A 13,175-nucleotide genomic window follows, 5' to 3' on the forward strand; every position below is an offset into this window, starting at 1 on the left:
ATCACATGACGCGGGTTCTGGCCAAGCTCAATGTCCGCAACCGCACCGAGGCGGCGCTGCTGATGCGCGAGGCGCGGGAGCGTACAGATTGACGCGCCGCATACGGACCACACCCATCCGCAACAGGCACTGAGGCAAAAAACATCCGCCGAAGGCGGCTGGCTCTCACAAACTTTTCAAACGTGCCACATCGGCGGGGGTCGCCGCCCGTTCGACAATGGTGCGGTCGAGCGCATCCTTCATCGTGAACCGGCCATTGTGGATATCTTCCTTCATGCCGTTGGGATGGGTGACCGTGATCCCGGTGGCGTCGACCGCAACCTGGTCGCCGGTTGCGGAATTCACGTGGCTGGCCTTGCCCGCGCCGGTATTGCCCTTGCCTTTGCCGTTGCCACCGCTGTTGCCGTTACCGTTTCCACCGCTGTTGCCGTTGCCACCGCCATTTCCGTTGCCACCGCCATTGCCGCCGCCACCCCCGTTGCCGCCGCCACCCCCATTACCGCCGCCATCCTTGGCGAAGGCATTGCTGGCGGCAATCTTGGCGGCGCCGTCAAAGCTGAAGTGATAGGGCACAAGCATCAGGGCGAGCGTCGTGGACGCCCGCAAGGCAAGCCAGGAGAGTTGGCGCAAGCGCGTAATCTGTTCTACCCCTGATCGTCAGCGAGGACCGATTCGATCCGCCAAACGGATGGCGTTACCAGAACAGCATTCACAAATCGACGCTCTTGCGAAAGCGGCTTACGACCCCTGTCTCAGTCAATACAGACCTTTTTTGTAAAATTGTGAGACTTAAGTCCGATATCTTGCAACCACTGGCTGCGTCAGGTCTGTTTGAGCAGCCCGACCAGCCAAGCCAGGCCCGCATCCATCAATGCGGGCCCAAGAACAACGCTTTCTCGATGAAGGTGGATTTGCGGGTTAGCGCATCGGCGGCAAGAAAAACCGGGACGGGGTGACGGTACCGCAAAGGTTGACAGTGTCGATCTGTCAGGCATTATCGCGTCATCCTGGAGGGGATGCACTATGAAGAAAACCTATTTGAAGCCGGTGCTGGTCAAAAAAGGTACACTCTCGCGGGTTACGGCTGTCACCAACGGCGCCGGTTCCGGGCCTACCACATAATAGTTGGATCGTCCGGACGCCGCTTGGCCGAGGGGCAGGTTTTCAGGGCAGAAAATTGGAGATGGGAAATATGAAGAAGACCTATTCAAAGCCGGTGCTGGTCAAGAAGGGCAAGCTCTCGCAGGTTACGGCGAACGGTGCTTCCAACCCTATCCCGCAATAACCTTTTCATCCCGACTGATCGAGGCCATGCTGACAGAGCAGGGCGGCCTGATCGTTTCTAGAGTGGTCTTTACCTGAACGCAGGTCTCGGGACCATTCAGCGCGCCACCACCAGATCTTCGAGCACGAGCTGCCAGTAGTGGCGTGTGGAAAAACACACGCGCGTCACCGCCGCCAGCATCGGCGCGTAGTGCACGGGTGCCAGCGCCGACAGAATGACGGTGTCGCTGGCGACCAGCCGGTCGCCGAGCCAACTCTGGATCAGTGCGGTTTCGCCTTCGGACTTCAACCACGCCGCGGTTAGCATCACGGAGTGGAAGCCGAACGGGCGGTCGCTCGAGAATTCGGCCGGATGTCCACTGCTCGTATAGCAGACATGGTCCCCCGAGATGTTGCCGTTGACATAGCCTTCGCTGCCGTCGATGTGATCGCGCGCCATCGCGTTCAAATTGAACCAGATGAACCCGGCATAACCGGACGGCACCTTGCGCAAGCCGTGCCCGGTGACATCGTCGAAACCGATGGTCTGCAAGGAGGCATCCCCGTCGATGGCGGGATTTTCAGGCGACAGCAGGCCGACCTCCGTCGGGTAGGCCGACAATGCCAGCCTGCGTGCCAAACCGTCGCCGGTGACGTCGATCGCGTCAGCGTCATCGGGCAGATCGAGACGGAAGCCGGCACCATTGCCAAGCGAATGCACGGCCACCACCTGTCCGTTCCGTGTCACCGAGACGCTCGCCGAGATATTGTCGGCAACGCGGCCGCTGAGCTGCCGCGCTGGAAACAGGCCGACCGGCTGCAGCATCGCCTCCGTAACCAGCCCCGTTGGCGAACCCGGCAGCGACTGGACGTGCTGCGACTGGACCTCGTTGGCGCTGCTCGAACGCCAGCCGGGCGGTACCGAAACCGTGAACCGGTAGTTTCCCGGCACATGGATGGGTGCGGCCCGGCGTTTCGTCGACGTCTTGAAATTGGCAAAGCCAGCGCGATTGCTCCGCGCCGCTGCCACGAGACGGCCCTCGCCGTCATGCAGCCTGACCATGATGCCGGCCATCGGCCGGTCGCCCAGCCCATAGCGGCCGTCGCGATCGGCGTCGAAATAGACAAAGGATGAATAGTTGAGTTGGCCGCGGCTGTCCGACCAGTCCCCACGCACGGCATAGTCGTTTGCCGGATTCTCACGCAGGCGCGCCTTGCGACGAGAGCGCAACTGCCGCCAGGCGAGCATCGCAACGACAAGGGCAAGCCCCAGCAAGATTGCCGCTTTGACCAAATCGGATTCAAGCACCGCTGTCAGCCTTCGCCACGCCCATGATATCTCCGCAATGAGCCATATACCGATGCCGTAGTTTCCAGAGCAACCGAACACCGGAGCCGGCGAACCCTGCTTGCGATCTCACATCCGCATTTCTGCCCAGAAGCTCCGCTGCTCCGGCGTCTGTTTGAGACTGCCGTGACATTGGTGGATGTCCAGCCCGGCGCTGGTGTTGGCCTCGACGATGACGATGCCGGTCGGCATCAGGGCGACATCCCATCCAACGAGGCCGGGATAGGGCAACAGACTCGCAAGATGAAGCATAACCGACTTGACGGCCTGCCAGTCGGGCACCGCAGCACCGCGAATCTGGACACCGCTTTCGGGGTGCGTTTCCCGGAACTCACGCCTCTTGAGTTCAGCATTGTAGAACAGCCCGGCGGCCAGGACGCCAGTGTCGATATCCACCCTGGCGGCGATGCCGCCTTTGCCCGATTGCCAATTGTCGGTGGGATAGGTTGCAGGCCGGCCCATTTTCATCGTCGCTGCGAGAAAGACCGGCCGGTGGTTCGAAAAGTGTGTGCCGGTCAGTACCCGCAGCGTGTTCAACGTCGCTGGAAAGAAGGCTTCGCTCCAGGGGCCTTGCCGGATGATGTCGGAGACGATGTAGCCGGTGGACGAAGCGCTGGAAAAGCTATCCAGCAAATACCGCGCCTCGATGCGATTGCCATTTACGAGGATGCCGTCGGGCAATTGCTCCAGCCTCTTGGCGCCTTTGCCCTTGCCCTCGCCGGCGGGCTTCAGGAACAGTTCGCCTTTTTCGGCGAGCAGCTGAAGCAGCGCACCCAATTCACGGATCTTGCCATCGCCAGTCAGGCTTATGAGCTTTTGGCCTGCAACATAGTGGGTGGCCGGCGGCGCCACGGATGGCATGACGCAATCGAGCCAGAGTTTCTGAACCAGTTTGTCGTGCAGTGCTTGCGCAAGGCGGAGATTGTAGGTCGCCTTGCGCCGCCGTTCCAAGGTGAAGTTGAAATAGTCATGCTCGCGATAGGCCCTGTCCCCCAGCATCACCAGGCCCTTTGAGGGATGCCCCTTGAGCAGGCTGCGAAGCCGCCAACCGAGGGTCGGAGCTGAACTGGAAAACTCCGTCTCGAGAAAAGATTTGTAGAACAACCAGCGCCGCGCAATTGACATGCCCTCTCCCCTGCCCGAGCACCAGGGTATAACATTTCGAAGGACAGTTCACGCCGACCAGCACCTATTCCGGCGACGGCACAGGCGGCTTCGTCGTCAGCGCGGCGCCGAAGGCGGCGACAACCACGGCGGCGATGCCCGTGCATTGCAGCGGGCTGAGGATCTCGTGCAGGAACAGGAAGCCGGCCAGCGCGCCCAGCGCCGGTTCCAGGCAGGTCAGCGTGCCGTAGAGCCTGGCCGGCATCCGGGTCAGCGCCACCATCTCCAGCCAGAACGGCAAGGCGCTGGAGAACAGCCCGACCAGCAGCGCGCTGACCAGGATCGCGCGAGGAGGCCGGACCCCGCCTCGGCGATGCCGAACGGCAGGGCCACAGCAGAGGCGATGACCAGCCCGTAAGCGGTTGTCCGGCTGCGGCACGGCCAGGTCGTTTATGGGGCAAGGGATGCGCGGCGCTATTTCCTCTCCCCCGTCGATCGGGGGAGAGGTGTCGAGCGAGGCTCGACGGAGTGGGGGTCGACCGTCCATCACATCCGCCTGATTGCGTGCTGCCGGAGATTTGGCGTTCGCTTCGTCGTCCTATTTTGCAGCGACCGTGGGTTTGATGAGCGCCTTCCCCCACTCCGTCGCCGCTTCGCGGCGCCACCTCTCCCCCCTCCGGAGGGAGAGGAAAGGTGCCTGCTGGAATCATTTCGCGCCCTTTCTCCCGCCGCCGATCGGAGGAGAGGAACAGAAGCTAATTCATCAGCCCATACACCAGACTCACCCGCCCATCCGAAAGCTGGCCGACCTTGCGCAGTTCCAGCTTGTGCCGGGCGTGCACTGTGCCGAACAGCGCCTTGCCGTCGCCGGCGAGCATTGGATAGACGATGAGCCGCATCTCATCGACCAGCCCGGCCTCGATGAGGCTGGCGGTGATACGGGCGCCGCCCATGAGGTAGATGTCCTTGCCGGGCTCGCGCTTCAACGCCGCGATGTCGTCGAGGCTGCGCAGGAAGCGCGTTGACGGCCAGGCTGCCGAATTCATGCTGTTCGACAGCACATAGTGCGGGGTCTTGGCGGCGAAGCGCGCCCATTCGAGTTCGGCCGGGTCGACCAGCTTGCCGGTCATCGGCAGCGGCTGGTCCGGCTCGTTCTGCTGGATCGCGCTCCAGTAGCGCTCGTAGCCGGCATACATGACACCGCCGAGCAGGCAGGCATCGATCTCAGGCATCAGCCCGTATTCCTCCGACCAGTTGTCGACCCAGTCGGCGAAGCCTTCGGGTCCTTCCATCTTGCCGTCGATGGAGATCTTCATTCCGGTGATCAATTTACGCATGACTTCCTCCTTCGGGCTTGCGGGGATGCAAGCACGTTGCTTCGTTTCATTTCTGATGGCGCGCCGCGGTGGCTGGCGAAGGCGCGTGTTTCGCCGGCCCTTGCGCCGGCATCCGGCGCAAGGGATCGATGGTGCCCGGTTGGACCGGGCGATGCGTTAGGTCAGGGCGTGCGTCAGGTCAGTTCGGCAGGCGCTGGTCGTATTCCGTCATCAGGCGGCTCCAGCCGTCCCAGAACGGTTCCGGCTTTTCGCCCGCCACGCGGGCGGCCAGGATGTCGAGATGCATGTGCCAGCCGGCGGCATGCATCATCAGGCTCGAGCGATCGGCCAGGCGGCGGTGGACCAAGGTGAGCAGGACGTCGTCGCCGCGCTGCGCCAATTCGAACGTGACATTGCCGCTGCCGTTCCAGGTGATGGTGAGCTTGCGCGGCGGATCGCATTCGACGATCTGGTTCTGCATCCGCTGCTCGCCGCCACTGAAGGCGACAGGCCTCTGGCCGGGCGGGTCGGTCAGTTCGTCGTTGCGCCAGACCAGCTCGAAGGAAGAGCCTTCCTCCATCTCCATGTCGCCGGCCGCCAGCCACTGGCGGCGCAGATCGCTCTGCGTCAGATATTCCCAGACGCGCTCCCTGGTTCCGGGCAAAAGCCGTTCGATCCTCAAAGTGGCGGGCTGGATCAACTCAGCGTAGCCGTCGAAGCTGTTCATCTGGTTCATTGGTCGTCTCCCTCGGATGATGTTGGCCTGGGTGATGTTGGCCTGGATGGTTCCGACTTCGATGGATGTGCCGGTTCCGGCGTTGACTGTGTGGCCGACGTTTTGCGCCCCGCCTCCTCGCGCAAAAGCTGTTCGAGCACATCGAGGCGGCTGTTCCAGAAACGCGAGTATTGGCCGAGCCACTGATAGGCGGTGGCGAGCGGGCGGGCCTCGAGGCGGCAGACATGGGTGCGGCCGCGCACTTCGCGACGGATCAGCCCGGCATGCTCCAGCGCCTTGATGTGTTTGGAGGCTGCGGCCAGCGACATGGCAAAGGGCTGGGCCAGTTCGCTCACCGTGCGCTCGCCGCCGGCGAGGTAGTTAAGCATGTGCCGGCGCGTGGTGTCGCTAAGGGCGTGAAAAACCTGGTCCATCTGGGGCGTCTCTAATTCAACCATGTAGTTGAATATAGAGGCGCGCTTTTGAATAGTCAACCGTTTGGTTGAATATTTTTCGAGATAAGGCCGCCCCCTACCTCCCCTTGTTGGGAGGTCGGACCGCAGGTCCGGGTGGGGATGCTTGGCGCCAGCTTCGCAAGATGTTCCTCGCCCCACGATAGTGGGGCGAGGTGGCGCGGCGAAGCCGCGACGGAGAGGGGAATGGCTCGGCCTTGAAAATGATTCAGAGGGAACCCGCCAGCGTCGCAGGCCCCCTCTCCGCCGCTTCGCGGCCACCTCTCCCCCGCCTTGCGGGGGCGAGGAAAAGCTTCAGACCCTCACCCCGCCATTGCCAGCGGCATGGGGCTCTTGTTGGGGATCTGGATGTCGATTTCCAGCGTCGACATGGTCTCGCCGCGGTCCATCGAGACCTGGAGGTAGTCCTGGTCGATCTGCACGTGCTTGGCGATCACAGCCATGATCTCCTCGCGCAGGATGGAGACGAGGTCGGGCTGGCTGCGGTTGCGGCGCTCATAGGCGAGCAGCACTTGCAGCCGTTCGCGCGCCACCGGCGCGCTGGTGCGCCGCTTGAAGATGTCGAGCAGGTTCATGCCGCCCTCCTTCCCAAAAGACGGTCGAGGAAGCCCTTGCGTTCGAAGGGCACGATGACCGGCAGCTGTTCTCCCTCGAGCCGCTTTGCGGCATCGATGTAAGCCTTGGCGGCGGCGTTGAGCGGCTCCGACAGCGTCACTGGCGAACCGAGGTTGGAGGCGCGCAGCACATCCTGGCTCTCGGGGATGATGCCGAGCAGCGGCGTCGACAGGATTTCCAGCACGTCGTCGATCGACAGCATTTCGCCGCGCGCGGCGCGCGCCGCATCGTAGCGCGTGACCAGCACATGCTTGGCGATCTGCTCGCCCTGTTCGGCGCGCAGGGTGCGGGCGTCGAGCAGGCCGATGATGCGATCGGAATCGCGCACCGACGACACTTCAGGATTGGTGACGATGACCGCCTCGTCGGCAAAGCGCATGGCGAGCTGGGCGCCGCGCTCGATGCCGGCCGGGCTGTCGCAGAAGACATAGTCGAAGACCGAGCGCAGCTTGCCGATGACCTCGGCCACGCCCTCCTCGGTCAGCGCATCCTTGTCGCGGGTCTGCGAGGCCGGCAGCAGGAACAGCGTTTCCACCCGCTTGTCGCGAATCAGCGCCTGCGACAGCTTTGCCGAACCCTGGATGACGTTGACGAGGTCGAACACGACGCGGCGCTCGGCGCCCATGATCAAGTCGAGGTTTCGCAAGCCGACATCGAAATCGACCAGCGCCACCTTCTTGCCGGTCTTGGCGACCGCCGCCCCCAGAGCCGCGGTCGAGGTCGTCTTGCCGACGCCCCCCTTGCCCGAGGTGACCACCACTACCTTGCCCATCAATAAAGCCTCCGTTGTTGTTCGTTATGTCGCTGACCGGGCGCGAGCCGCGCCCGCCGCATTAGCTGAAAGGGGCGATGCGCAGCATGCCGTTGTCGAGAAATGCCTGCACAGGCTTGCCCCGGACTGACGGGTCCATCTCCTCGGCCGTGCAATACCAGCCGTCGACCGAAAGAAGCTCGGCCTCGTTGCGGCGGCAGAAGACACGGGCCGCCGTGTTGCCTTGAGCGCCCGCCGAAGCGCGGCCGCGCAGCGTGCCATAGACATGGATCGAGCCGGTGGCGACGATCTCGGAACCGGAAGCGACCGAGCCCAGCACGATGACATCGCCATGCGGATGGAAGATGAGCTGGCCCGAGCGGATCGGCGAGCGGATCATCAACGTGCCGGCGTCCGGGACCTTGGCGTCGGGCGGCAGCGGCCTGGCATCGCCCGCCGGCTTCAAATCGTTTGCCTTCACATCCGCCTTCAAATCACCTGCCGGCTTCATATCACTCGCCGCCGTAGCGTCCTCCGCCCTGCCCGCCTTGCGGCTCGGCTGCAGCAACCCATCTGACGTCGCCTCCTTGGCGCCGACAAGCACCGGCGGCAGGTGCGCGCCAAGGTCGGCGCCGCCATCAAGCTCCATGGCATAGACGCGGATGCCGCGCTGGCCGAGCACGCCGATCAGCGCTTCAATGGCGACGACATCGGGCTTCAGCACGTTGAGATCCAGCACCACCGGACGGCCAGCGAAATAGCCCGGCGAATTGCCGATCCAGCGATCGAGGCTCTCCAGCCACACATCCAAAGGCGCCTCCGGCGTCAGCGTGAAAGCGACGAAGGAGCGGGCGCGAAAGCGAATGGATTTGGCCTCGAGGGGAGCGGCAAAGGTCACGGCGGGCGATTCCTTACTGAGAGGTAAACGCTAGGCCCGGCATGGTTAATGAAAGGTTAACGGGAGGGGGAGCCCGCGTGAAATTGGAAGGTTGGCTAGACGCCAGTTTCGGACGCCAACCGGCGACACATTGTACGTCTTGATATGGCCGAATGCGCACCGGCAGCTTCTGGAGCTTCAAGAGCGGACATGCATGTCGGCACGGGCATCGTCGTGACCTGACCCGAAGCGGACCTGAAGAGGGCTAGGCTGCGAAGCGATACCCTTCTATCATGGTGCAACCCGGTCCGGAGCCCATATATGGAGCGCAGGCTTGCGGCGATTCTCGCCGCCGACGTCGTTGGCTACAGCCGCCTCATGGAGGCTGACGAGGCGGATACTCTGGCACGCCTCAAGAGCACCCGCGAGAATCTTATCGATCCGAAAATTACCGCTCATAGAGGGCGCATCGTAAAGCTCATGGGTGATGGTGCGCTGGTAGAGTTCCCGAGCGTTGTTGATGCAGTCACCTGCGCCGTCGAAATCCAGCGCACCATGTCAGAGTACAATGCCGAACTGCCGAAAGAAAAACAGCTCGAATTCCGCATTGGCATCAACCTTGGCGACGTCATCATTGAAGGGGCGGACATCTACGGTGATGGGGTGAATGTGGCGGCGAGGCTCGAAGGGTTGGCGCCGCCGGGAGGCGTGCTGATTTCGGGAGCAGCATTTGATCAGGTCGAGAGGAAGTTGGACTATGGGTTCGAGTCTTTGGGCGAACAGCGTGTCAAGAACATCGAGAAGCCAGTTCGCCTCTACCGAGTAGGCCCGCGCACCCCGGTTGTCTCAGGAAGTCGCAAACCTGACGGCACGCGGCGCTGGATCGCATTCGCGGCCACAGTATTGATTCTGATCGGCGCGGGGCTGGCGATTTGGCAACGCTTTGGTGACGATCTCGTTCGACCCAGTGACGTGGCCTCGCGATCGAAGATGGCGTTGCCGCTGCCCAATAAGCCGTCAGTCGCCGTGCTCCCGTTCACCAACATGTCCGACGAGGCGGGGCAAGAGACCTTTACTGACGGTATGACCGATGACTTGATCACCGACCTTTCCAAGGTTTCCGGCCTCTTCGTGATCGCGCGAAACTCGACATTCGTTTACCGCGGCAAGCCGGTAAAAATCGGCCAGGTCGCCGAAGAACTTGGTGTGCGTTACGTTCTCGAGGGGAGCGTACAGCGAGCTGGCGGGCAGGTGCGAGTCAATGCCCAGCTCATCGATGCCCTCACCGGCGGGCATGTGTGGGCGGACAGGTTCGATGGAAACGTCGCCGATGTTTTTGCGGTCCAGGACGGTTTTGTCGCAAAGATCGTCGAAGCGTTGAAGGTCAATCTCACCACCACCGAAAAAGCGGAAATAGCCCGCGCCAAGCCGGACAACATTGCAGCCAAGGAAGCTTTCGAAAAGGGTTGGAGCCTTTATCTCCGTTACAACGCAACGGACACAGCTGCCGCCATCACTTCCTTGAAAAAAGCAACCGAACTTGATCCCGAATATGGGCGCGCTTATGCCGCCCTGGCGCTGGCCTACTTCCGCGTCGTTGAGTCACTTTGGGGTAAAGAACTCGGTAGGGACGAACCATATTTCTGGTGGGGAGCTCACGATTACGTAGAGCTGGCCAAGAAATATCCAACGTCACTGTCTTATACGGTCGAGGCGTTGCGGGACGTTTATCAAGGTCTGGCCGAAGATGCACGGAGGAATGCCGGTCGAGCGATTGCATCGGATCCGAACGACCCCGAGGCACACATCGCAACGGCTTTGGCGCTGACGATCTCAGGCGAACCTGCCGAGGCGCTGAATTTCGTCGCGACCGCCATGCGGCTCAACCCGAACTATCCAACCCACTACGTTCTCGCTCGTGGATTGGCGCTTTTTGCAATGGACGATCTGAAACAAGCGGCTGAGGTGTTCGGAGAAGGCGTCAGGCGAAACCCAGACGCAACTGCGCTCTTTCTACCATTCAGTTCGGTGCTGGCGCAGCTCGGTCGCCGGGAAGAAGCGAGGCAAATGCTACTGAAGTTCCGACCGGGTGTAGACCAGAAAGGGCTCGAAAACCTTCCCGACACCTTACACCTCTCGTTCAAATGGGATCATGAACATGCAAGCGTCCGGGAGCGCCTGAATGACGGTGTTCGTATCGCTGCGCTGCCGCTGGACGTCACCGTTACGAGCCTGGAAGCAGAGCTTGGGACCGGCAATCCCTTTTCCCAGCAATATGCAGCAAAGCGACTGGGTTGGTTTGGACCAGCGGCAGCACAAGCCGTTCCGGCTCTGGTTGAAGCGCTTAAGGTTGAATATCTCCGCCGGGAGGCCATCGAGGCGCTGGGAAAGGTCGGGCCTTCGGCACGAGCTGCGATACCTGCGCTCGTGGCACTCCAGAATGAAGCTCTGGTTGGCGCCTACGCAAAGGACGCGCTGTCCAAAATCAGAGGCAATTGACGGGCCCTTAGACGCGCGCCAGGGATTTCCGGTTGTGGTCCAACTCGGACCCGTTGCGATATCCGCTCCGGAACCGCCGTTGGGGGACAAGGAGACATCAAACGCGTCCAGTTGGCCATCCCAATTTGGGTGTACACGGCCTAGGCGAACCACCAGCGTTCGGCGATCTTCTGCCCGTCCATCGGCCAGTTCGAAGCCACCTCGCCATGGGCGAGAGCCTTGGTGTGGGCATCGACATAGGAGTTGAAGACGAGATTAATGAGCCCGCCGTCGTCATGCACCAATTGTTGCATTTCGGCATACATGCCGGCACGCCTGGTATCGTCGGTCTCCGAGCGGGCGGCGACGAGCAGCTCATTAAAGCGCGGATTTTTCCAGAACGTTTCGTTCCACACCGCTTCCGCCGCATAGGCGGTGGCGAGCATCCAGTCGCAAGTCGGCCGGCCGGCCCAGTAAGAGCCGTAGAACGGCTTCTTGAGCCAGACATTGTCCCAGTAGCCGTCATTGGGCTCCCTGATCACATTCAGGTTGAGCCCAGCCGCCCGAGCATGCTCCTGCCAGAGGAGAGCCGAGTCGGTCGCACCCGCGAACGCGGCATCCGCGACCGACAGTTCGAACTGGGTGTTCTCGGCCCCCGCCTTCTTGAGGAGGCTCTTGACCATGTCGGGATCGTAGACGTGCTTCGGCTTCGGATCGGTCGCGAACTTGACGGTCGGTGCGATCGGATTGTCGTTGCCGATGGCGCCGTGGCCGAGAAACACCTTCTGCACGATCTCGTCGCGATTGAGCGAGTACTTGATCGCATTGCGCACATCGGGATTGTCGAAGGGCGCCTTCTGGACGTTCATGACAAAAACGTAGTGGCCGTAGCCTGTCGTCTCCGAGATCACGAGATCGGGGTTCTGCGTCAGAATGTCGAGCGTCTTCAGATCGCAGCGATCCATGTAGTGGACCTCGCCGGTATAGAGCGCGTTGGTGCGCGCCGTTACATCGTTGATGGCCAGGCATTCGACACGGTCGAACCAGCCCCTGTCGGATTTGAAGTAGTTCGGGTTCTTGTTGAAGGTGGCTATGACGCCGGGCTCGAATTTCTCGAGCATATAGGGGCCGGTGCGGACGCCCGACTCCCAGTCGATGCCGCCCTCTTTCGCCGGCACGACCGGGAGGTCCGACATGATGTAGGGGAAGTCGGCATTGCCGCCGTCGAGTTCGAACACCACCGTCTCGGCACCGTCGGCGACGACATTCTTGACCGAAGCCAAGAGCGATTTCGCCACCGATTTCGTGCCCTCGATGGTGTGATGCCTGACCGAGGCCACGACATCGTCAGCGGTAACCGTCTTGCCATTGTGAAAGGTGGCGCCTTTCCTCAGTTTGAACACCCACTTCTTGGCGCCTTCTGACGGCTCAAAGCTTTCGGCGAGGTCGGGGACCACGTTGCCCTTGGAATCGATCTCGGTCAGGCTGTTCGACAAGGTTCCCAACAGCGCCGTGCCGGTGAACGAGTTGAGGGAGAGACCCGGGTCCAGTGTATCGGTGGCGGCACCCTCGCCCATGCCGATCTTCAAGGTGCCGCCTCTCTTCGGTTCCGCGCGCACCACCTGGACGAACATCGCATTGGCGGCCGAGGCGGTAAGGCCGGCGGCGAGCGCCAGCTGAACAAAGTCACGACGCGAAACCCTGCCTTTCGCGGTAAGTTTGGCGGCCGACTGCAGCTTCAATTCGAATTCCGTCATTTCCTGGTTTCTCCTTCAGATCCAGATGGAGAACGGGCATGTCCGAGGGGAAACGAGGAGGCGCATCCCCTCACGAGATGGGCCGATAACCTCCGCTGTTTGTTCTTGTTCTTGTTTAGTTACTCCGTCGCGGGCCAGACGGTTTCGGCCCACGGTAGATCATAGCGAGCCCGAGTGTGGCAGGCAAACCGGCCGGCGCTCGCGACGCGTGCTACATGCAGCCGGGCGTTCTGCTTTCACCTATTCGAGATTCTTCGGGCTTTGGATCGCCTTTTGCAATGGGCGCTCTGAAACAAGCGGCTGAGGTGTTCGGAGAAGGCGTCAGGCGAAACCTAGACGCAACTGCCAGCGTGGTCGCCGCTAACGTCCGCTTTCAGGCGGTGGCAAAGGCATCCTCAACGGCCGATATGCGGCGGTGGGTTCAACCGGTCATCGCAACACGCTTTAATCTGAGAGGATGAGGAGGTGTTGCATGGTG

At 61.8% G+C, this 13,175-nt stretch carries 13 protein-coding genes and 1 pseudogene; 3 read left to right on the plus strand and 11 right to left on the minus strand.

Translation table 11 applies throughout. From position 1 onward, the window contains the following. Nucleotides 1-92, plus strand: a pseudogene (locus ACWTU9_RS32270) (DNA-binding response regulator); the annotation flags it as partial. A gap of 73 nt (nucleotides 93-165) precedes the next feature. Here the strand turns inward: ACWTU9_RS32270 and ACWTU9_RS32275 are convergent. After that, nucleotides 166-579: a hypothetical protein gene (locus ACWTU9_RS32275; protein ID WP_455861855.1), complete on the minus strand. Its 414-nt coding sequence runs from the start codon at nucleotides 577-579 to the stop codon at nucleotides 166-168. Nucleotides 580-1,192: 613 nt separating this feature from the next. Between ACWTU9_RS32275 and ACWTU9_RS32280 the strand changes: the two genes are divergently transcribed. After that, nucleotides 1,193-1,285: a putative RiPP precursor gene (locus ACWTU9_RS32280; protein ID WP_454588183.1), complete on the plus strand. Its 93-nt coding sequence runs from the start codon at nucleotides 1,193-1,195 to the stop codon at nucleotides 1,283-1,285. Nucleotides 1,286-1,381: 96 nt separating this feature from the next. On the opposite strand, the gene ACWTU9_RS32285 is transcribed toward ACWTU9_RS32280, so the two are convergent. From ACWTU9_RS32285 to minC, 9 genes are all read right to left on the minus strand, one after another. Further along, nucleotides 1,382-2,572, minus strand: a complete 1,191-nt coding sequence (locus ACWTU9_RS32285) for a hypothetical protein (protein ID WP_455861856.1) — start codon at nucleotides 2,570-2,572, stop codon at nucleotides 1,382-1,384. Nucleotides 2,573-2,680: 108 nt separating this feature from the next. Then, the gene (locus ACWTU9_RS32290; protein ID WP_455861857.1) at nucleotides 2,681-3,736 is read right to left on the minus strand and encodes a sugar-transfer associated ATP-grasp domain-containing protein; all 1,056 of its coding nucleotides are present in this window, start codon (nucleotides 3,734-3,736) and stop codon (nucleotides 2,681-2,683) included. A 64-nt stretch (nucleotides 3,737-3,800) separates the two neighbouring features. Beyond that, nucleotides 3,801-4,262: an EamA family transporter gene (locus ACWTU9_RS32295; RefSeq protein WP_455861858.1), complete on the minus strand. Its 462-nt coding sequence runs from the start codon at nucleotides 4,260-4,262 to the stop codon at nucleotides 3,801-3,803. Between the two features lie 208 nt (nucleotides 4,263-4,470). Continuing rightward, nucleotides 4,471-5,052: a dihydrofolate reductase family protein gene (locus ACWTU9_RS32300; RefSeq protein WP_455861859.1), complete on the minus strand. Its 582-nt coding sequence runs from the start codon at nucleotides 5,050-5,052 to the stop codon at nucleotides 4,471-4,473. Between the two features lie 178 nt (nucleotides 5,053-5,230). Then, nucleotides 5,231-5,767 carry an SRPBCC family protein gene (locus tag ACWTU9_RS32305; protein ID WP_455861860.1) on the minus strand — a complete coding sequence of 179 codons (537 nt, stop codon included), beginning with the start codon at nucleotides 5,765-5,767 and terminating at the stop codon, nucleotides 5,231-5,233. Beyond that, a complete protein-coding gene (locus tag ACWTU9_RS32310; RefSeq protein ID WP_455861864.1) occupies nucleotides 5,764-6,204 on the minus strand; it encodes an ArsR/SmtB family transcription factor in 441 nt (146 codons plus the stop codon). The genes ACWTU9_RS32305 and ACWTU9_RS32310 overlap by 4 nt, the downstream gene beginning before the upstream one ends. Nucleotides 6,205-6,521: 317 nt before the next feature. Continuing rightward, on the minus strand, nucleotides 6,522-6,794 hold the full coding sequence (gene minE / locus ACWTU9_RS32315; protein WP_181061161.1) for a cell division topological specificity factor MinE: 273 nt from the start codon (nucleotides 6,792-6,794) through the stop codon (nucleotides 6,522-6,524). Further along, nucleotides 6,791-7,606, minus strand: coding sequence for a septum site-determining protein MinD (gene minD / locus ACWTU9_RS32320; RefSeq protein ID WP_029869303.1), 816 nt, complete (start codon nucleotides 7,604-7,606; stop codon nucleotides 6,791-6,793). The genes minE and minD overlap by 4 nt, the downstream gene beginning before the upstream one ends. Nucleotides 7,607-7,667: 61 nt before the next feature. Continuing rightward, the gene (gene minC / locus ACWTU9_RS32325) at nucleotides 7,668-8,483 is read right to left on the minus strand and encodes a septum site-determining protein MinC (RefSeq protein ID WP_455861861.1); all 816 of its coding nucleotides are present in this window, start codon (nucleotides 8,481-8,483) and stop codon (nucleotides 7,668-7,670) included. A 300-nt stretch (nucleotides 8,484-8,783) separates the two neighbouring features. Here minC and ACWTU9_RS32330 point away from each other — a divergent pair, with 300 nt between their 5' ends. Next, nucleotides 8,784-10,961: an adenylate/guanylate cyclase domain-containing protein gene (locus tag ACWTU9_RS32330; RefSeq protein ID WP_455861862.1), complete on the plus strand. Its 2,178-nt coding sequence runs from the start codon at nucleotides 8,784-8,786 to the stop codon at nucleotides 10,959-10,961. Nucleotides 10,962-11,101: 140 nt separating this feature from the next. On the opposite strand, the gene ACWTU9_RS32335 is transcribed toward ACWTU9_RS32330, so the two are convergent. Further along, the gene (locus tag ACWTU9_RS32335; protein WP_455861863.1) at nucleotides 11,102-12,697 is read right to left on the minus strand and encodes an ABC transporter substrate-binding protein; all 1,596 of its coding nucleotides are present in this window, start codon (nucleotides 12,695-12,697) and stop codon (nucleotides 11,102-11,104) included. Nucleotides 12,698-13,175: the final 478 nt, after the last annotated feature.

The organism is Mesorhizobium sp. 128a (genome assembly GCF_053848025.1).